This window comes from Streptomyces angustmyceticus, assembly GCF_040701845.1.
Classification (GTDB): domain Bacteria; phylum Actinomycetota; class Actinomycetes; order Streptomycetales; family Streptomycetaceae; genus Streptomyces; species Streptomyces angustmyceticus_A.
In genome coordinates, this window is the sequence record NZ_JBFBHQ010000001.1 from 96,527 (window position 1) to 116,644 (window position 20,118).

Genomic DNA, 20,118 nt, shown 5'->3' on the forward strand with positions numbered 1-20,118 from the left:
CGCTGCTGCCGAGAGCGGTCCGCCTCCCCGGCGAATGCCTTTCTCCCTGCGGACGCGGTCACGTGCGCGGGGTTCGGCGGCCAGGACGTCTCGGTGGCGGGCGTTGGCGTTGCGCCGGCGGAGGCCGGCGTGCGGGGCCCGGGCCTGCACGGCGTGGTGGGGGTGGTGGGAGTGGGCGATGGTGAACGCCGCAGGGGTCCGAAGCGGGCCTCGAGCGGGTTGACCCAGGATGCGTAGGCCGGGGTGAAGCCCAGCCCGACCTTGTGTGTCCCTGCCCAGCGGCGGATGCCGGCGCCTGGTCTGCGCACACGAACGGGCTCCGCCACCGCACTTCCAGCGGTCGGAACGGACGTCACCACCGTGCCACCGCCACGACCACCAACCCGGCGAACCTGTGCGGTCACGGCACCAGCCGCCCTTCCGCGCCCAACGCCGCGCCCGCCGGCCGGGAAGGCCCCGCCCGGCGGGTGCGGACACCCGGCCGTCAGCGCGTGACGTGCAGCGCCACCGCTCCCTTGGCCGGGACCGAGAGCTGCGCCTTCCCGTCGTTGCCGACGGTGACGGTGTGGCCGTCGCAGGAGGACGGCGCGGCCGCGACGACATTGCAGTACGTGCCGGCGGGCAGCGAGGTCGCAAAGGTCCGGTGCAGCTCGGCGTCGCCGTTGTTGAGGGCCACGAACCCCTTGCCGCCCCGGCCGAACGCGAGGGCGGAGCCCCCGTCGTCCCACCAGTCCGTCAGCTCGGCCGAGCCCACGGCGTTGCGGAACCCGACCATCCCGGTGATCGCTCGCTTGGCGTGTTCGTTGGTCCAGCCGCCGCTGCCTGCGGGCGGTCCGGCGTCCTTGTCGGACCACTCGTAACCGGAGTAGACGTTCGGCGAGCCGTAGGGCGAGGCCAGCATGAAGACGTTGGCGAGGGTGTAGGCGGCGCCGTCCTTGTAGGTCAGCGTGGAGCCGTTGCGCTCGGTGTCCCAGTTGTCGACGAAGGTGCGGGCCTTGTCACTGCCGAGCTTCCCGTCCGCGACGGACTTCAGCTGGGCGAGGTTGCCGCTCTGGAAGGCGCTCTTGAGGTGGGTGCCGTAGCGGAACTCGTCGACGTCGCCGACGCCGGTGTACTCCTCGGGCTGCACCGCCTCACCGGTGCCGTGGATGACCTCCTGCACCCAGTAGCCCGGGTCGCGCATCTTGCCCTTGATGGCGGCGAGGTCGGTGGCGGAGATGTGCTTGGCGGCGTCCACCCGGAAGCCGTCCACGCCCAGCGACCGCAGGTCGTCGAGGTAGTGGGCGATCGTGGTGCGGACGTGGTCGCTGCCGGTGTCGATGTCGGCGAGCCCGACGAGTTCGCAGTTCTGGACCTCGTCGCGGTTGGTGTAGTCGGAGATGCTCTTCCGGCAGCCGTGGAAGTCCTTGTCCTCGTAGGAGCCGGGGTAGCGGTACTTGCTGTACCGGGTGCCGCCGGTGCCCGTACCGGATCCGGCCGCCATGTGGTTGATGACGGCGTCGGCGATGACCTTGACGCCCGCGCCGTGGCAGGCGCTGACCATCGAGGAGAACGCGCTCCGGCCGCCCAGCCGCCCCGCGATCTTGTAGCTGACGGGCTGGTACGAGGTCCACCACTGGCCGCCCTCGATGTGCTCGGAGGCGGGCGAGACCTCGACATAGCCGTAGCCGGCCGGGCCGAGCTGCTCGCTGCAGGCCTTGGCGACATCCGCGTACTTCCACTCGAAGAGCGTGGCGGTGACGGTCTTTTCGCCGGGCGGGGCGGCTTGCGAGGACCACGGCGCGTAGGCGGCGAGGCCGGCCGCTGCCAGAACTCCGGCCAGCGCGCCGCCCAGCACACGGGAACGTTGCTGCATTGTGCGCTCCTTGTTCATGGGGCACGGCAGGACGCACCGCGCCCACGAGTGCAGCCACGCGCCAGGCTGCCATGGGGGGATTCGCCTCGGAGCCTGCCGTTTACCGCGCGGACACGTCAAGGCTTTCCGCAAGGCTTTTCAGCGACTTGCGAAAGACATCGGCGGCGGCAGCCCCGGTGTTGCCCCGAGCCGTCCGGTAGTGCGGCAAAGAGTCCAAGAATGCCGCATCAAGAGTCCAATCGGCCCTCTTGTGCCCCAGGCCGTCGGCCGACAGGGTCCTGACCGAGGTTCACGTATGCCCCGGCACACCACCGCTCCCCTGGAGGACCGATGAACGAGGCACCTTCGCAGAACCACGACCCCAACGAGGCGGGCCCGAGCCGTCGTTCGGTCCTGTGGACCGCCGGAGCGGCGGGCGCCGGACTGGGGCTCGGCGGCCTGGCCCCCGGGCAGGCCGCGGCCGCCGCACCCGCGTCGGCGGCCTCCGCGGCGGCTGCCGACGCGTCCCCCGGCACCCGGGACAGGACCATGATCGGGGTGCCGTTCGAGCGGCGCAGCACCGTACGCGTCGGCATCATCGGGCTGGGCAACCGCGGCGGCAGCATGATCGACCTCTTTCTCGCGATGCCGGGCGTCCGCGTCGTCGCGCTGTGCGATCCGGTGAAGGACAAGACCGCCAAGGCCGCCAAGAAGGTCACCGCCGCGGGGCAGCCCGCGCCCGCCGTCTACACCAACGGCGACCACGACTTCGAAAACCTCTGCAAGCGCGGCGACATCGACTTCGTCTACGCGGCCACGCCGTGGGACTGGCACTTCGAGATGGCGAAGACGGCGATGCTCAACGGCAAGCACGTGGGCGTGGAATGCCCCCTCGCGCTGCGCCTGGACCAGCTGTGGGAGCTGGTCCACCTCTCCGAGCGCACCCGCAGACACTGTATGCAGCTGGAGAACTGCTGCTACGGCAGGAACGAGATGCGGGTGCTGCGGATGGCGCATGCGGGCCTGTTCGGCGAGCTGCTGCACGGCGCCGGTGCGTACATCCACGACCTGCGCGGCCTGATGTTCGACCCCACGTACTACGAGGGGCCCTGGCGGCGGCTGTGGCACACCCGGCTGCGCGGTGACCTGTACCCCAACCACGGTTTCGGCCCGGTCGCCAACTACATGGACCTCAACCGCGGGGACCGCGCCGTGCGCATCTCCAGCGTCGGCACCCCGGCCCTCGGGCTGGCCGCGTACCGCAAGGAGCACATGCCGGCCGGCGACCCCAGCTGGAAGGAGTCGTACATCGGGAGCGACCGGACGATCAGCCTCGTGCAGACCGCCAAGGGGCGGGTGATCCGGCTGGAGCACGATGTCTCCACCCCGCACCCCTACAGCCGGATCAACAGCCTCGGCGGCACCAAGGGCCTCTTCGAGGACTACCCCGAGCGGATCTATCTGGAGCCGGACCAGCACAACGACGAGTGGGGCGACTTCGCCAAGTACGCGGAGTGGGACCACTGGCTCTGGAAGGAGCACGCCAATCCGCCCGGCGGGCACGGCGGCATGGACTACATGCTGGTCTTCCGGCTGATGCAGTGCATGCGGCTCGGCCTCGTACCGGACTTCGACGTCTATGACGCGGCGACCTGGACCGCGCCGGTGGCGCTGAGCGACCTCTCCCTCAAGGCGAACGGCGCCCCGCAGGAGATTCCCGACTTCACCCGCGGACTGTGGAAGAAGGCGCGGCCGGGGATGGATTCGGCCAAGCCGGAGGAGTGAGGGACGGGGACGGGCCGGGCGCCCTGCGGCGGTGCGGGCCCGGCGGGCGGCGGTGCGCCGGCCGGGCCCGTCGCCCGTCGCTCAGGTGTCGCGGGCGGTGACGGAGGCGGCGCCGCCCGGCTCGGCCGTCGCCTCCCGCGGCTCCGCCGGGACCGGCTCCGCCCGCTGTGCGCCCCGCTCCTGCCGGTCGCCCGCCCGGTCGGACGGCGCGGCGCCCGGCAACTCGCCGTTCAGGACCTGCTTCGCGGTCACCCGGTCCAGTGCGCCCTCCCAGCGGGAGACCGCGAAGACCGCGACACAGTTGCCGAGCAGGTTGGTCGCCACCCGCATCGAGTCCATGATCCGGTCGACGCCGAGCAGCAGGGCGACCGCGCCGGCCGGGATGACGCCCAGCGCCGAGGCCGTCGCGGACAGCGCGAGGAACGCCGAACCCGGCACGCCCGCCATGCCCTTGCTGGTCAGCATCAGGACCAGGACCACGGTGATCTGCTGGCCGAGCGAGAGATCGACGCCCACGGCCTGGGCGATGAAGAGCGTGCCGACGGAGAGGTAGATCGAGGCGCCGTCGAGGTTGAAGGAGTAGCCGGTCGGCAGTACCAGACCCACCGCGTCGTCCCGGCAGCCCGCGGCGCGCAGCTTCTGCATCATCCGCGGCATCACCGTCTCGCTGGAGCCGGTGCCGAGCGCCAGCAGCAGCTCCTCGCGGGTGTAGCGGACGAACTTCCACAGGCTCAGGCCGGTGACGACCCTCAGCGCGCAGCCGAGCAGGACGAGGAACGCCAGCGCGACCCCGTAACAGACCGCGATCAGCTTGCCGTACGTCGACATCGCCCCCAGGCCGTACTCCCCCACCAGGTGGGCGGTGGCGCCCAGGACCGCGAGCGGGGCGAGCCGCATCAGGAAGCCGACGATGGCGAACACCACGTCCTGCGCCTGCTCGATGAGCGGCAGGATCTGCGGCACCTTCGTCTGCCCGAGGTGCAGCAGCGCGGCGCCCACCAGGCAGGCCAGCACCAGGACTTGCAGCAGCGAGTTCTCGGCGAACGCGCCGACCGCGCTGTCCGGCAGCGACTCCAGGACGAACTGGGCGGCGGAGGGCAGGTGCCCGCCGCCCGTCTCGGCGTCCACCGCGCCCTTGTCCAGGGAGGCCGGGTCGATGTGCATCCCGGCTCCGGGCGCGAAGACATTGCCGGCCAGCAGGCCGACGACGAGCGCGAGGCTGGTCGCCACCTCGAACCAGATCAGGGCCTTGACCCCGATCCGGCCGAAGGCCTTGAGGTCGCCCGCCTTGGTGATCCCGGCGACGACCACGCAGAACACCAGGGGCGCGATCATCGCCTTGATCAGGCGGACGAAGCCGTCGCCGAGCGGCTGGAGCGAAGATCCCGCCTGCGGCCACAGGCGTCCGACGAGGACACCGAGGAGCAGGCCGATGAGCACCTGCGCGAACAGGCTGGTGCGCAGGAGGCGGCCTGCGCGGCGGATGAGGCTTCCGGTGGCGTGCGGCACGGGCACTCCTCCATGGACGGATTCTGTGATGCGGAAGTGGACTTCCGCGATCCGCCACTATGGCCGCTTGTTGTTCACCACGAAAGAGGTCGGTGTAACTTCCCGGGAAATCTTGGAGCTTGATCCAAGGAGGTGCGCGGGCCCTCCGCCCGCGGGCAGCGGTGACCGCCGCACGGACCACCACGCGGCCGGTCGTCCGCGGACGGCCCTCCGCGCGCCCGGCCATCCGCGCACCGGCCGACCGCGCGCCAGGCCGTCCGCCCGCCGCGCCCCGTACGCCGCGCCCCCTGCGCTCAGGCCGCCAGGTGCGCCCTGTCCCCCATGACCACCACGGGGCGCCGCGCCGGATCGAGGGTGCGCAGCAGCGCCCGCATCCCGGCCTTCGGGATGCTGACGCAAGCGGACGTCCCGCTGCCGTGGTCCAGATGGAGCCAGACGCCGCCGCCCTTGGACTGGCCCTGCGGGCGTGACGGGTCCAGCGGGGAGGTCCCCTTGACGCGGTTGTAGTTGATCGCGACGACGTAGTCGAAGTCGTGCCGGGTGCTCTTGGCCCAGTACGAGGGCGGAGTGAACGCCGAGGAGTGCGTATAGGGCAGCTTGGCGCCGGGGTCCTGGAGCACACCGCCCGCGTCGGTCAGCGAGAACACCCCGACCGGGCTCCGCTTGTCACCCTCGTGATGATCGGCCGTCCAGCCGCGCCGGCCGTTGTGGGCGGACCAACCGCCCTTGCGGTCCCAGCCCTTGGCGCCCTTGTCGTACAGGACGACGGTGGCATCGGCGGAGTCCACACCCTTGCCGTAAACCGCCACGACCTGCCGGGAGCCGGCCGGGATACGTGACCGCAGGGCGGTGCCGACGTCGGGGATGTTCTTGAGGTGGGTGGTGGCCGAGGCGCCGCGGGCCGGGCCGCCGGGGCGCTCCCCCTTGCCCGCGCCGTCCCCCTTGCCGTCCCCGGCCTTGCCGCCGCCCGCACCGCCGCCGCAGCCCGCCAGGAGGACCAGCCCCGTCGCGACCGCCGCCGTCATCCGCATCGCACTGCCCGCTGTTCGCATGACCCCCATGGTCGCACCGTCGGCCTGACGGCCTTTCGGCACCCGGCAGCCGTTCACGGGCCGCCGCACGATTGTCCGGATCAGGGGGTCACAGCGGAAAAACCGTTTGAAATCAACCCAGGCCGCGGGCCAACCTTCCAGGACCTCCGCCGGAGACGAGACGGACGAGAGGGCATTCCGCCTGCCGCAACGGCCTGTTGCCGCCCACCCACCACGACTTCGCCTGGGGCATCATGCACATTCGCGACCTTCCGCATCCCGACCCGGGCGTCCCGGACGTCCGTACGGGCGGTGCCTTTCTCCTGTGGCTCTGCAGGCAGCAGCTCGGCGGGCAGTTCAAGGCCCTCGCCTGGGGGCTGGTGAACGTCGGCGCCATCGCCGCCTCACCGGTGCCGGTGGGCCTTGCCGTGCAGGCCGTGGTGGACCGCGACGCCGGCCGGCTCCTCCTGGCCGGCGGCCTGGTGATGGCCCTGGGCGCGCTGATCGCGCTCGGCGGCATGATGCTGCACCGCGCGGCCGTCACCAACTGGATCACGGCGGTCGCCCGGATGCAGCAACTGCTCGCCCGCAAGACCACGGAGCTCGGCTCGGCGATGACCCGGCGGGTGGCGGCCGGGGAGATCGTCGCGGTCAGCACCGGCGACCTGGAGAAGATCGGCTGGTTCGTCGAGGCGCTCTCCCGGTTCGCCGCCGCCGCGGTCGCCGCGGCCGGCGTCTCCGTTGCCCTGGTCCTCTACCGGCCGGAGCTGGGAGTACTGGTCGCCGTCGGCGTACCCGTGATGGCGCTGGCCGTGCTGCCGTTGCTGCCGCACGCCACCCGCCGCGCCGACGCCCAGCGCGAGAAGGCCGGCCAGGCCACCGAGCTGGCCTCCGACACCGTCGCCGGCCTGCGCGTCCTGCGCGGCATCGGCGGCGAGGAACTCTTCCTCGGCCGCTACCGCAGCGCCTCCCAGGAAGTGCGCAGGGCCGCCGTCCGCAGCGCCCGGATGTGGTCGCTGATCTCGGCCGTCCAGGTGCTGCTGCCGGGCCTGCTGCTCATCGCGGTGGTCTGGTACGGCACCCGGCTCGCCCTCGACGGCACGATCGCGGTCGGCGATCTCGTCACGGTCTACAGCGCCGTCACCTTCCTGCTCTTCCCGCTCCGGCATTTCGAAGAGATCGCCCAGGCCTACTCCTTCGCCAAACCGTCGGCGAAGCGCACGGCCCGCGTCCTGGCACAGAGCCGGCCGGCCGGCGACCACGCCCCGGGCCCGGCGCCGACGCCCACCGGCGATCTGCACGACCCCGTCAGCGGCCTGACCGCCCCCGCCGGCCGGCTGACCGCGGTGGTCTGCGGCGACCCCGACAGCGCGGGGCGGCTCGCCGAACGCCTCGGCGGACACCCGCCGCAGCACGAGGAGGGCGGCGGCGACGGCACCGGACTGGTGTCCGTCGTGCTCGGCGGCACCCCGCTCAACGACCTGTCCCGCGACGCCGCCCGGGCGGCCGTACTCGTCCAGGACAAGGACCCGATGCTGCTCTCGGGCACGCTCGGCGAACTGCTCGACGTCCCGGCGTCCGGCCGGGTGGGCGCGGCGGCGGCGCTGGCCGCGGCACAGTGCGGCGATGTGCTGACCGCGCTGGCACAGGCGTCCGTCGACGGCTCGGGGGACCCGATGCAGACCCACATCACCGAGCGCGGCCGGTCGCTGTCCGGCGGCCAGCGCCAGCGGCTCGCGCTGGCCAGGTCGCTGGTCACCGACCCCGAGGTACTGGTGCTCGACGAGCCGACCAGCGCCGTCGACGCGCACACCGAGGCCCGGATCGCCGACGGCCTGCGGGAGCTGCGGACCGGCCGGACGACCGTCGTCCTCACCTCCAGCCCGCTGCTGCTGGACCGGGCGGAACGGGTGGTGCTCCTCCAGGAGGGGAAGGCCGTCGCCGAGGCCACCCACCGCGAACTGCTGCACACCCACCCCGCCTACCGCGCGATCGTCACCCGCGCGTCGGACCCCGAGCCGGCGATGTCGGCGGGCCACCGGACCGAGGAGACCGCATGATCGGCCTGGCGCCGCCGGAGCACGATCCGGACGCCCCGCAGACCCTCACCACCCTTCCCGTCGGCTCACCGGCCACGGTCCGCGGCTACGTCCGCGGACTGATCCGCCGGCACCGCGGGGCGTTCACCCTGCTGGTCGCCGTGAACGCGGCCGCGGTGATCGCCTCCATGGCCGGCCCGTACCTGCTCGGCGGGGTCGTCGAGAAGCTGTCCGCAGGAGCCCGGGACCTTCAACTGGAGCGCACCGTCGCGCTGTTCGCCGTGGCGCTGGCCGTCCAGACGGTGTTCGTCCGGATGGTCCGGCTGCGCGGGGCGATGCTCGGCGAGCAGATGCTCGCGGATCTGCGCGAGGACTTCCTCGTACGGTCCGTGGCGCTGCCGCCGGGCGTCCTGGAGCGGGCCGGCACGGGCGACCTGCTGTCCCGCATCACCACCGACATCGACCGGCTCTCCAGCGCGATGCGCGAGGCCGTACCGCAGCTGTCCATCGGCGTGGTGTGGGTGGCGCTGCTGCTCGGCGGGCTGACGGTGACCGCACCGCCGCTCGCGCTGTCCGCACTGATCGCGCTGCCGCTGCTGATCGCCGGCTGCCGCTGGTACTTCCGACGCGCACCGAGCGCCTACCGCTCCGAGGCGGCCGGTTACGCCGCGGTGTCCGCGGTGCTCACCGAATCCGTGGACGCGGGACGCACCGTCGAGGCCCACCGGCTGGGCGCACGCCGCATCGCCCAGTCGGAACGCCGGATCCGGGAGTGGACCCAGTGGGAGCGCTACACGCTCTTCCTGCGCACGGTGCTCTTCCCCGTCGTCGACATGACCCATGTGCTGCTCCTGGGCTCGGTGCTGCTCCTCGGCGGAGCCTTCGTCATCCAGGGCTGGATCACCCCGGGCCAGCTGACGACGGGCGCGCTGCTGACGCAGATGATGATCGAGCCGGTCGGCATGGTCCTGCGCTGGTACGACGAGCTGCAGGTGGCCCAGGTGTCCATCGCGCGGCTCGTCGGGGTCCGGGAGATCGAGCCGGAGGCCGTGGACACCGAGCGGCTCCCGGACGGCCGGGACGTCCGCGCCGACGCGGTGAGCTTCGGCTACCGACCGGGCGTCGATGTGCTCCGGGAGGTCTCGCTGCGGGTCCGCCCCGGAACCCGGCTGGCGCTGGTCGGACCGTCCGGCGCCGGCAAGTCGACGCTGGGCCGGCTCCTGGCGGGCATCTACGGACCGCGGGCCGGCAGCATCACCCTGGGCGGGGCCGAACTCTCCGCGATGCCGGCCGAGCGGATCCGCGAGCAGGTGGCACTGGTCAACCAGGAACACCATGTCTTCGTCGGCACGCTCCGCGACAACCTCCTGCTGGCCCGCAGCGGTGCGGACGACGCCGAGCTGTGGGCGGCGCTCGCCGCGGTGGACGCCGACACCTGGGCGCGGGCCCTGGACAAGGAACTGGACACCGAGGTGGGCTCCGGCGGCCGCACCCTGACACCCGCTCAGGCCCAGCAGATCGCACTGGCCCGACTGGTCCTCGCCGACCCCCACACCCTGGTGCTCGACGAGGCAACCTCCCTCCTCGACCCACGGGCGGCCCGCCACCTGGAACGCTCACTGAGCAAGGTCCTGGACGGCCGCACCGTCGTGGCGATCGCCCACCGCCTCCACACCGCCCACGACGCCGACGTCATCGCCGTCGTCGAAGAGGGCCGCATCAGCGAACTGGGCAGCCATGACGAACTGGTGGCCGCCGACGGGGCGTATGCGGCGCTTTGGAGGTCTTGGCACGGGTGAGGGGGCGCCGTGGGGCCCGGTGGCGGGGGCCCAGAAGCAGAGGGCTGGAGGCGCCGCGCAAGAGAACGAAGCTCCTAGGCCGTTTCGTTCGGATCACGCGTTGCTGCACGTCGGGCGCGCTGTAAGGGTAGAGATCTGCGGTCCAGATCCCATATACCGGACTGGCTAGAGTGGCAGCCATGAGCGATCGCCGCGGAACTCGGACCGTGTCGCCGGTGCTGCTGGGCGTGGAGGACGGCGGCTGGTTGCCTGTCACCGCGGGTGAGTCGGGAGCGACTGTCTTTCGCAGCGCAGACGCCACTCGGTACGCCAAGTGCGTGCCCGCTGCGAATGCAGCCGACCTGAAAGCCGAGCGCGACCGGGTCACATGGCTGAGCGGTCAGGGTGTACCTGGTCCCCGAGTGCTCGACTGGCAGTCTGGTGACACTGGCGTCTGTCTGGTGACGAGTGCTGTCTCCGGCATGCCTGCTGATCAGGTGCCCGCTGAGGACCTGCGGGTCGCCTGGGAACGCATCGCGGACGCGGTCCGCCGACTGCACGAGGCGCCCGTGTCTCCGTGTCCCTTCCGCCGGGGTCTGGACGCTATGGTCGCCGTGGCGCGCGACGTCGTGGCGCGTGACGCCGTCAACCCCGAGTTCCTCCCCGTCGACCAGCAGCAGACGCCCACCGCGGAGCTGCTGGACCGCCTCACCCGGCAGGTCTCACGACGACGGGAGCAGGAAGCCGCCGACATGGTCGTTTGCCACGGGGACCTGTGCCTGCCCAACATCATCCTCGATCCGCAGACCCTGGACGTGTCAGGCTTCATCGACCTGGGCCGCCTCGGACTGGCCGACCGCTACGCCGACCTGGCGCTGCTACTCGCCAACGCGCGAGAAACGTGGACGGACGAGGAGCAGGCTCGGGGTGCGGACCTGGCCTTCGCCGAGAGGTACGGCATCGCCCTCGACCACGACCGCCTGCGCTTCTACCTCCATCTCGACCCGCTCACCTGGGGCTGATCGATTTCGTGGGGAGCATCGGGCGGGCCAGAGGAAGATGCCGGCGATGCGGAGGCCGGCCAGGTAGACGGTCGCGGTCTTCTCGTGGCGGGTGGCAATACCGCGCCACTGCTTCAAGCGGTTGATGCACCGCTCGACGGTGTTGCGCTGCTTGTACGCCTCCCGATCGAAGGCTGGCGGTCTGCCACCGGCCTGTCCACGTCGCACCCGGTTGGCCTGTTGATCCGCCCGTTCCGGGATCACCGCTCGGATGCCGCGTTGTCGCAGGTGGCCCCGGATCTCCCGGGAGGAGTACGCCTTGTCGGCCAGGACCATGGCGGGTCTGGTGCGGGGCCGTCCACGGCGGCGGGGAACCCGCAGCCGCGAGAGGGTCTGAGCAGCAGGGGCATCAGGGCTCTGGACACCGTGGGTCTGAAGAGACGCACGCCCAGGGCGTGAAAGAGCCTGAGCAACCGGGCCGAAGGGCCCCGCAGGGGGCCTGCAAGGGGGGCCTGCGCGCCTAGGACCGCGAAGAGGCGCGAGCAGCAGAGGTGTTAGGGAGCCCTGGACACCAAGAGCCTGCGCCCCTGCGCAGGGACGGATCACCCCCGGTGACCGGGTACCGCCTCGCACCTCTTCACACGTCCTCACACGTCGCCGCACGTCCCCACACGTCCTCGCACGTCAGATGTAACCGAGCGCGCTCAGACCGCCGACACCGCCCAGCACCATGAACACCGGCATCAGCACCCTCAACTCCACCCAGCTGCCGGCCTTGAAGCGCATGCCCTTGGGCGGGCCGACCGGGTACCAGCGCTTGCGGCCTATTGGAATGGGCCACAGGATGGGGCAGCCCGAGACGGTCAGGGCATCGCCGATGTCGTGGACGAGCGCCCCGAGAACGACCGGGAGGCCCAGCCAGAGGTACTGCTGCCCCGGTTCGCTGAACAGCCAGCTCGCGCCGTTGCCCGGCTGGTCCAGAACGCCGGCCAGGATCCATGCCGAGGCAGCGCCCAGCAGCCACACCAGCACATCGCTGGAGACCCGCGCCGCCCGCCACAGCAGTCCTTCGATGGCGAGCACCATATGGACGAAGAGGATGCCGAGCACCGCCCAACGGCCCCCCTGCATCGCCAGCACGGACATCCCGGCGCCGACCAGCACGGCCCAAACCCAGGTGTGGGTGAGCGTGCGGTGACCTCCGTTGCGGTTCGAGTCGCCACGCATCTTTGTCGCCTTGTAGACGGCGTGCGAGATGGCGTCGACCACTTCGCACAGCCACCGCGAAAGCGGCCCGAAGGCCCGCGAGATGGTCGCGGACTTGTGGTCGAGGTCCGGGGCGAGTGCCGCACCGGCACAGATCAGGGCTCCGCAGACGAGCACCGGCCAGGGCATCGGATGTCCGGCGGCAGCGGCCGCCGCACCCACCCCCAGCCAGGCCGCGGCCCCGGACAGCGAGTGCGCCGGTCCCATCATGGTTGTTCCCACCCCTTGTTCTCTTGCGCTCGTTGTCCCGCGCGGACGATGTGCCCCGCGCACTGCTGAGCCGCGCCACTGACGCCCGGTCGGCGACTCAGCGTAGCGTCAGATGATCTCCATACGAGGAGGGGGTGAGCCAACCACCAGTCATGAGCACGGCCCCGTCCGCCGGCAACACCGACCACCGGCTCCGGCCACCGGACACGCCCGGCCAGCGGGACAACTGCCCGCCACAGCGCTCTCCCTGGCCTTCGTCACGGACGCCTCCCCCGGAGCCCGACCCACGCGTTGCGCCAACTGCCTTCGCGCGCAATGCGCTTGGCGACGGACGGCTACCACCCTGGCCCTCCACACCGCCTTCGGGCCGTCCGGCGAGACTCTTCCGCCGGTCGGGGGCGTTGCGGTGCGGGTACGGGGCCTCTCCCCCGCGAGGCCGCCGACCGCCGCCGGGCGGAGGGGGAGGGGGGAGGCCACGCCGCCGCCCACGCCCTGCACCCGCCGAGCCGTTCCCTTCTCTCCCCCTCCCCCTCCCCCTCCCCCGGCCCCGCCCCACCCCTCCTGCTTCGCCCCCCGCACTTCGCTCCTCGGTGCACTTAGCTGCTTGGGGTGCTCTCTTCGCCAGGCCGCCCCCACCGAGGTGTTGATCCCGCTTCTTCGGCAGGTCGCCGACCGGGATGCTTGCTCCCGTTACTTCGGCCGACCTCTCCGTCCAGATCCCCTTGATCCTGTTCCCGCTCCCGGTTCTGGATCTCGCTGCCGGATCTTGTTCATCCGTCGCGCTTCCCCATCCGGACGTGAGGAGGAGCGGCCGCCACCTCCCTGCGCGCGGTGTCCATCTCCCTGCTGAGCCTCCCTGCCTGCAGCCTCCCTGCTGGGCCTTCCCTGCCTGCAGCGCCCACCTGCCGGCCGCGCAGCCGCCGCGCCCACCCCCGCCCCCGGCCGCGCGTCCGCGCCGACCCGAGCCGCCTGCCCCGCCTCCGTCCCCGCCGCCTCGCCCTCCTTATCCCTTGCCGACTCGCTTCGCCCTGCCGACTCGCTTCGCCTTGCCGACCCGCCGTCCCCCTGCCCATGCCGCCGCCCCGACCATCCACGTCATCCACCCACGCGGTGCGCACGCTGCGTGATCTCCACCACGCGCCAGCTCTACGGCGGCGGAGCGGAGGACGGTCGATGGCAACAACGCGCCCCCGATGTCACACGGAGGGTGAGGGTGCCTTCACCCGCTCCCCTCCGGCCTGCGCCGAGACCGGACCCATATCCGCAGGTCAGGGCCGCCAAAAGGGCCAGGGGAGCCGATATCGGAGGTGTGGCGACGGGGTCCGCGGGCCTTCCGGGCGGGCAGCCGAGGGCGTTATCGATCTTCAGCTGATCTCCGGCCGGGTCGCCGGTTCCCTGATCCGGGCCGAAGGCAGGCAGTATGGGGGCGTGACCCTCATCGATCATCTCCCGAACGACGCCGATCCCGATGCCCTCTTCGAAGCCTTTTCGGGCTGGGCCGAGCAGCAGGGCATTGCGCTCTACCCTGCCCAGGAGGAGGCGCTGATCGAGGTGGTCTCCGGGGCGAACGTCATCCTGTCCACCCCGACCGGCTCGGGTAAGAGCCTCGTGGCGGCCGGCGCGCACTTCACCGCGCTCGCCAATGATCAGGTCACCTTCTACACCGCCCCGATCAAGGCGCTGGTCTCGGAGAAGTTCTTCGACCTGTGCAAGCTGTTCGGCACCGAGAACGTCGGCATGCTCACCGGTGACGCGTCGGTCAACGCCGACGCACCGGTCATCTGCTGCACCGCCGAGGTCCTCGCCTCGATAGCGCTGCGGGACGGCAAGGACGCCGACATCGGCCAGGTCGTGATGGACGAGTTCCATTTCTATGCCGAGCCGGACCGCGGCTGGGCCTGGCAGATTCCGCTGCTGGAGCTTCCGCAGGCGCAGTTCATCCTGATGTCGGCGACGCTCGGCGACATGTCGCGCTTCGAGGAGGACCTGACCCGGCGCACGGGGAAGCCGACGTCGGTGGTGCGCTCGGCGACACGACCGGTGCCGCTGTCGTACGAGTACCGCACCACGGCGCTGACGGAGACCCTCACCGAGCTGCTGGAGACCCGCCAGTCCCCCGTCTACATCGTGCACTTCACCCAGGCCGCCGCCGTGGAACGGGCGCAGGCGCTGATGAGCATCAACATGTGTACGCGTGCCGAGAAGGACCAGATCGCGGAGCTCATCGGGAACTTCCGGTTCACCACGAAGTTCGGCCGCAACCTGTCGCGGTATGTCCGTCATGGCATCGGCGTGCACCACGCCGGCATGCTGCCGAAGTACCGCAGGCTCGTCGAGAAGCTGGCGCAGGCGGGGCTGCTGAAGGTCATCTGCGGCACGGACACCCTGGGCGTGGGCGTCAATGTCCCCATTCGCACGGTGCTGTTCACCGCGCTGACGAAGTACGACGGGTCGCGGGTGCGGACACTGCGGGCGCGGGAGTTCCATCAGATCGCGGGCCGCGCAGGACGGGCCGGGTTCGACACCGCGGGCTTTGTGGTCGCGCAGGCCCCCGAGCATGTCGTGGAGAACGAGAAGGCGCTCGCCAAGGCCGGCGACGACCCCAAGAAGCGCCGCAAGGTGGTGCGCAAGAAGGCGCCGGAGGGCTTCGTCAACTGGGGTGAGAACACCTTCGAGAAGCTGATCGCTTCCGATCCGGAGCCGCTGAACTCCCGCTTCCGGGTGACCCACGCGATGCTGCTGTCCGTGATCGCCCGGCCGGGCAATGCGTTCGAGGCGATGCGCAAGCTGCTCGAGGACAACCATGAGCCGCGCAGGAATCAGCTGCGGCACATCCGGCGGGCCATCGCGATCTACCGTTCGCTGCTGGACGGCGGGATCGTGGAGCGGCTGCCGGAGCCGGACGCGGAGGGCCGGATCGTCCGGCTGACCGTGGATCTGCAGCAGGACTTCGCGCTCAACCAGCCGCTGTCGACATTCGCGCTGGCCGCGTTCGACCTGCTCGACCCGGAGTCGCCGTCCTACGCGCTGGACATGGTCTCGGTCGTGGAGTCCACGCTGGACGATCCCCGGCAGATCCTGGCGGCGCAGCAGAACAAGGCACGGGGCGAGGCGATCGCCCAGATGAAGGCCGACGGCGTCGAGTACGAAGAGCGCATGGAACGGCTCATGGACGTCGAGTACCCCAAGCCGCTGGAGGAGGTGCTCTTCCACGCCTACGGCCTGTACCGCAAGAGCCACCCGTGGGTCGGCGACCACCCGCTGTCGCCGAAGTCGGTCATCCGCGACATGTACGAACGCGCCATGACCTTCACGGAGTTCACGTCCTTCTACGAGCTGGCGCGCACGGAGGGGATCGTGCTGCGCTACCTGGCGAGTGCGTACAAGGCGCTGGACCACACCGTGCCGGACGATCTGAAGTCCGAGGACTTCGAGGACATCATCGCCTGGCTGGGCGAGATGGTGCGGCAGGTCGACTCCAGTCTCCTGGACGAGTGGGAGCAGCTGGCCAACCCCGAAGTGGAGACGGCGGAGCAGGCCGCGGAGCGGGCCGATCAGGTCCGGCCGGTCACGGCCAACGCGCGGGCGTTCCGGGTGCTGGTGCGCAACGCGATGTTCCGGCGGGTGGAGCTGGCGGCGCTGGACAAGGTCGAGGAGCTCGGCGAGATGGATGCCGAGTCCGGCTGGGACGCCGATGCCTGGGGCGAGGCGATGGACGCCTACTGGGACGAATACGACGAGCTGGGCACCGGTCCGGACGCGCGCGGCCCGAAGCTGCTGCAGATCCAGGAGGATGCCGAGCACGGGCTGTGGAAGGTGCGGCAGACTTTCGCCGACCCGAACAGTGATCACGACTGGGGCATCTCCGCGGAGGTGGATCTGGCCGCCTCCGACGAGGAGGGGCGCGCGGTGGTGCGGGTCACGGATGTGGGTCAGTTGTGAGGCGACGGCTTCGACCGAGGCCGCCGATGGATCTGACGGAGGGCCACCGGTCATGACCAATCCCGCCGAAAAGCTGGTCGATCTGCTGGATCTGGAGCAGATCGAGGTGAACATCTTCCGGGGCCGCAGCCCGCAGGAATCGCTGCAGCGGGTCTTCGGCGGGCAGGTCGCGGGCCAGGCGCTGGTGGCTGCCGGGCGGACCACGGAGGGTGACCGCCCGGTCCACTCGCTCCATGCGTACTTCCTGCGGCCGGGCCGGCCAGGGGTGCCGATCGTGTACCAGGTCGAGCGGGTGCGCGACGGGCGGTCCTTCACCACCCGCCGGGTCGTCGCCGTCCAGCAGGGACGCACGATCTTCAATCTGACCGCCTCCTTTCACAAGCCGGAGCCCGGCTTCGATCATCAGTTGCCTTTGCGTCGGGTGGTGCCCGACCCGGAGGAGCTGCCGACGGTCGCGGAAGAGGTCCGCGAGGCCCTGCACGATCTGCCCGAGTCGCTGGAGCGGATGGCGCGCAGGATGCCGTTCGAGATCCGCTATGCCGACCGGCTGCGCTGGACGCCGGACGAGATCGAGGGCGCGGAGCCCCGCAGCGCGGTGTGGATGCGCGCGGTCGGGCCGCTGGGCGACGATCCGCTCGTGCACACCTGCGCGCTGACCTACGCCAGCGACATGACGCTGCTGGACGCCGTCCGCATCCCGATCGAGCCGCTCTGGGGGCCGCGCGGGTTCGACATGGCGTCGCTCGACCATGCGATGTGGTTCCACCGTCCGTTCCGCGCGGACGAGTGGTTCCTCTACGACCAGGAGTCGCCGATCGCCACCGGAGGTCGCGGCCTGGCCCGCGGGCGGATCTACGACCGGGAGGGCAGGCTGCTGGTCTCGGTCGTCCAGGAAGGGCTGTTCAGAAAGCTCGGGGACTGACCCGGGCGGGCGGCGGAGGACGCGGCGGCGGGTGTCCGCACCCGTCCCGGTTCCTCCCTGCGGGCCCGCTCCAGGCAGCGGGAGAGGTGGACGCGGTACCAGAGCACTTCGTCGAAGTCCTCCGCCGTCAGTACGCGCTCGAAGGATTCGCGGGCGGCCGGGGTCACCGTGATCACGGAGGCCATGGCGGGCCTGAGCCGGCGCAGCAGGGACCGCTCCAGCGGGTTCTCGGCCACCGAGGCGAGCTCCTCCGGCGGCAGCACGGCGGCGATCACCGCTGCCGTTTCCCAGGGGTCGTCGGTCTGGCCCATGAGCTGGGTGACCCGCCTGCTGCGCCACTGGCGCGCCCGCCAGTCCTGCCCGCTGTCGAGCATCACCCGCATCGCCGCGGGAGTGTTGCCCCGCATCAGGTCGGGTTCACGGTCGGCGAAGTCGGCCACCTCGGCCGCGAGGTAGAGCCAGACCACCGCACCGAAGCGGTTCACATAGAACCGGACGGGGCCGAAGCAGCCGGCCCGGGTCAGTCGCACCGCCCGACCGGGCCCGATGCCCATGAGCGCCGCGGCCTCGGTCGTACTGACCGTGCGGACCCGTTCGCGCAGCGCTTCCGGGAAGTCCGGCTCGGCCTGGAGCCGGGCGATCTCCTCCGCCGGGACCCGGCGCCGGCCGAGCGATCCGGCGCCTCCCGCACGGTCGTCGGCCCCGGCCGCGACCGTCCGTACTTCTCCGAGCTGGGTGGCGAGCTCGAACTCGCCGGTCCTCAGCTCCAGTTCACGGGCCGCTCGTCCCGCCGTGAACGTCTGCCGCCCGTCGCACACCACTGTCATGTCGCTTCCCCCGCAACTCGATCAATCACTGACAGTGACGACCATAGCCGCGAGCGGTGACAGCGGGTCAAACCCCGCCTCAGGCCTGTGGATAACCTTCGGGCTGGCGGGCCGCCACGCCCAGATGCTCCCCGACGCGGTTGACCAACAGCGTCATTTCGTAGGCGATCTGGCCCATGTCGGCGTCGGCGCCCGCGAGCACGCACAGACAGCTGCCGTCCCCCGCCGCCGTCACGAACAACACCCCGTCGTCGAACTCCACCATGGTCTGGCGCACCCGGCCGATCCCGAAGTGGAGCCCCGACCCCTTCGCGAGGCTGTGCAGCCCCGAGGCGACGGCCGCGAGATGCTCGGCGTCCTCCCGCGCCAGCCCCTCGCTCGCCCCGGTCACCAGCCCGTCGTTGGAGAGCACCAACGCGTGCCGTACCTTCTGCACCCGCTTGGTCAGATCGTCCAGCAGCCAGTCGAGTCCGCTGCTCAATGCCATTGCTGCTTCCTCCCCGTGTCGCCGTCCGCACTCGTGGCCGGACGTCAGCCCGCGGTCCGCGAACTGCCGTGCCAGCCTGTCCCACCTCCGCCGTCTCGGCAAGCGGCCCTGCGGCCCGGCGTGCCACACGGCGCGTGCGTGTACCGCATGGATGAGAATGTCGGCATGGCACACAAGATGACGAAGGATGAGTGGCAGAGGTTCCTTTCCGAGGGCACGCGTACCGGCAAGCTGGCGACCGTACGCGCCGACGGCAGCCCGCACATCGCCCCGGTGTGGTTCCTCCTGGACGGTGAGGAGCTGGTGTTCAACACCGGCGCCGACACGGTCAAGGGCCGCAATCTCGCCCGCGACGGCAGGCTGGCGCTGAGCGTCGACGACGAACAGCCGCCGTTCGCTTTCGTGTCCGTGCAGGGAACGGCGCGGATCGGCGACGACCTGGCGGAGGTACGTCACTGGGCGACCCGGATCGCGGCCCGCTACATGGGCGAGGACCGTGCGGAGGAGTACGGCGCCCGCAACGGCGTGCCGGGCGAGGTGGTCGTCCGGGTCAGGATCGACAAGGTCGTCGCCTTCGCGGGCGTCGCGAGCTGAGGGGTGCGTGGCGCGCGCCGTCCGGCCTCCGCGCCACCTCCGCCCGCCGGTTCAGCCCACCGAGTCCAGCACCCGGCCCGAGTGCCGCCGCCCCGCATGCTCGACGAGCCGGACCAGCACTTCCTTGCCGGAGTCGCGGTCGCGCGCGTCGCAGAGCACGACCGGGGTGCCGCGGTCCAGGTCCAGCGCCCGGGACACCTCGTCGGCCCCGTAGGACCGCGCCTCCGCAAAGCAGTTGACGGCCACCAGGAACGGGATGGCGCGACGCTCGAAGTAGTCCACGGCCGGAAAGCAGTCCTGCAGCCGCCGGGTATCGGCCAGCACCACGGCGCCCAGCGCCCCCTCCGACAGGTCGTCCCACAGGAACCAGAAACGGTCCTGCCCGGGGGTGCCGAAGAGGTAGAGGGACAGCCCCTGCCTGATGGTGATGCGGCCGAAGTCCATCGCCACCGTGGTCGTGCCCTTGCTGTCCACTCCCCCGGTGTCGTCGACCGTCTCGCCCACCTCGCTGAGCCGCTCCTCCGTACGCAGCGGGTGGATCTCGCTGACCGAGTCCACCAGGGTCGTCTTGCCCACACCGAAGCCGCCCGCGACTAAGATCTTCAGGGCCAGTTCGGCGTCGGGGTCCGGGGCCGCGCCCTCCGGGGCCCCTTGTGCGGCGTTCATCTGCCGTCTCCTCCAGGATGCAGGGTCCTGCGCGTCACGGGGTATACGGATCCACGGCTCGACGAGAGGAGCCTTCGGCGGCGGAGGGCCGACCGAAATCCATGGCGAGGACCGTACCCCCCGCTGATCGGGATTTCCCCGGATTCGCCAAAGCCGCCACGTCTTCGGATCAAGAAGCTCATCAACCGGCATATTTGTGGTAGTTGGGGCGGGCTGGGGCGGCATCA

At 71.1% G+C, this 20,118-nt stretch carries 14 protein-coding genes and 2 pseudogenes; 7 read left to right on the top strand and 9 right to left on the bottom strand.

The window, feature by feature from the left end; all coding sequences use genetic code 11:
• A pseudogene (locus AB0411_RS00450) lies at positions 1-296 on the bottom strand (IS630 family transposase); the annotation flags it as partial.
• 188 nt (positions 297-484) lie between these two features.
• Positions 485-1,855: an alpha-amylase gene (locus AB0411_RS00455; protein WP_366414954.1), complete on the bottom strand. Its 1,371-nt coding sequence runs from the start codon at positions 1,853-1,855 to the stop codon at positions 485-487.
• Between the two features lie 330 nt (positions 1,856-2,185).
• On the opposite strand from AB0411_RS00455, the gene AB0411_RS00460 reads away from it, so the two are divergent.
• Positions 2,186-3,619: a Gfo/Idh/MocA family protein gene (locus tag AB0411_RS00460; protein ID WP_366414955.1), complete on the top strand. Its 1,434-nt coding sequence runs from the start codon at positions 2,186-2,188 to the stop codon at positions 3,617-3,619.
• Between the two features lie 81 nt (positions 3,620-3,700).
• On the opposite strand, the gene AB0411_RS00465 is transcribed toward AB0411_RS00460, so the two are convergent.
• Positions 3,701-5,128, bottom strand: a complete 1,428-nt coding sequence (locus AB0411_RS00465; protein WP_366414956.1) for a cation:dicarboxylate symporter family transporter — start codon at positions 5,126-5,128, stop codon at positions 3,701-3,703.
• 293 nt (positions 5,129-5,421) lie between these two features.
• Positions 5,422-6,189, bottom strand: a complete 768-nt coding sequence (locus AB0411_RS00470) for a hypothetical protein (RefSeq protein WP_437040986.1) — start codon at positions 6,187-6,189, stop codon at positions 5,422-5,424.
• 224 nt (positions 6,190-6,413) lie between these two features.
• Between AB0411_RS00470 and AB0411_RS00475 the strand changes: the two genes are divergently transcribed.
• The 3 genes from AB0411_RS00475 (at position 6,414) to AB0411_RS00485 (ending at position 10,998) form a co-directional block, all read left to right on the top strand.
• A complete protein-coding gene (locus AB0411_RS00475) occupies positions 6,414-8,219 on the top strand; it encodes an ABC transporter ATP-binding protein (protein WP_366414958.1) in 1,806 nt (601 codons plus the stop codon).
• The gene (locus AB0411_RS00480; protein WP_366414959.1) at positions 8,216-9,997 is read left to right on the top strand and encodes an ABC transporter ATP-binding protein; all 1,782 of its coding nucleotides are present in this window, start codon (positions 8,216-8,218) and stop codon (positions 9,995-9,997) included. Before AB0411_RS00475 ends, AB0411_RS00480 begins: the two co-directional genes overlap by 4 nt.
• A 179-nt stretch (positions 9,998-10,176) precedes the next feature.
• The gene (locus AB0411_RS00485; protein WP_366414960.1) at positions 10,177-10,998 is read left to right on the top strand and encodes an APH(3'') family aminoglycoside O-phosphotransferase; all 822 of its coding nucleotides are present in this window, start codon (positions 10,177-10,179) and stop codon (positions 10,996-10,998) included.
• 27 nt (positions 10,999-11,025) lie between these two features.
• Here AB0411_RS00485 and AB0411_RS00490 read toward each other — a convergent pair.
• Both AB0411_RS00490 and AB0411_RS00495 read right to left on the bottom strand, forming a co-directional pair.
• A pseudogene (locus AB0411_RS00490) lies at positions 11,026-11,367 on the bottom strand (transposase); the annotation flags it as partial.
• A gap of 294 nt (positions 11,368-11,661) precedes the next feature.
• The gene (locus tag AB0411_RS00495; RefSeq protein WP_086721037.1) at positions 11,662-12,453 is read right to left on the bottom strand and encodes a metal-dependent hydrolase; all 792 of its coding nucleotides are present in this window, start codon (positions 12,451-12,453) and stop codon (positions 11,662-11,664) included.
• Positions 12,454-13,881: 1,428 nt separating this feature from the next.
• Here AB0411_RS00495 and AB0411_RS00500 point away from each other — a divergent pair.
• Together AB0411_RS00500 and AB0411_RS00505 are read left to right on the top strand one after the other, a co-directional pair.
• Positions 13,882-16,395, top strand: a complete 2,514-nt coding sequence (locus AB0411_RS00500; protein WP_366414961.1) for a DEAD/DEAH box helicase — start codon at positions 13,882-13,884, stop codon at positions 16,393-16,395.
• A gap of 52 nt (positions 16,396-16,447) precedes the next feature.
• Positions 16,448-17,317, top strand: a complete 870-nt coding sequence (locus AB0411_RS00505) for an acyl-CoA thioesterase (RefSeq protein WP_366414962.1) — start codon at positions 16,448-16,450, stop codon at positions 17,315-17,317.
• On the opposite strand, the gene AB0411_RS00510 is transcribed toward AB0411_RS00505, so the two are convergent.
• Both AB0411_RS00510 and AB0411_RS00515 read right to left on the bottom strand, forming a co-directional pair.
• Entirely contained in the window at positions 17,248-18,144 is an 897-nt protein-coding gene (locus AB0411_RS00510) for a DUF6397 family protein (protein WP_366414963.1), read from the bottom strand. The two genes, AB0411_RS00505 and AB0411_RS00510, sit on opposite strands and share 70 nt — an antisense overlap.
• A 79-nt stretch (positions 18,145-18,223) precedes the next feature.
• The gene (locus tag AB0411_RS00515; RefSeq protein ID WP_366414964.1) at positions 18,224-18,631 is read right to left on the bottom strand and encodes a roadblock/LC7 domain-containing protein; all 408 of its coding nucleotides are present in this window, start codon (positions 18,629-18,631) and stop codon (positions 18,224-18,226) included.
• A gap of 165 nt (positions 18,632-18,796) precedes the next feature.
• Here AB0411_RS00515 and AB0411_RS00520 point away from each other — a divergent pair, with 165 nt between their 5' ends.
• Positions 18,797-19,225 (top strand): PPOX class F420-dependent oxidoreductase, encoded by a 429-nt coding sequence (locus tag AB0411_RS00520; RefSeq protein ID WP_366414965.1) that lies wholly within the window; start codon positions 18,797-18,799, stop codon positions 19,223-19,225.
• A gap of 51 nt (positions 19,226-19,276) precedes the next feature.
• Here the strand turns inward: AB0411_RS00520 and AB0411_RS00525 are convergent, their stop codons facing one another.
• Entirely contained in the window at positions 19,277-19,891 is a 615-nt protein-coding gene (locus tag AB0411_RS00525) for a GTP-binding protein (RefSeq protein WP_366414966.1), read from the bottom strand.
• Between the last annotated feature and the right edge of the window lie 227 nt (positions 19,892-20,118).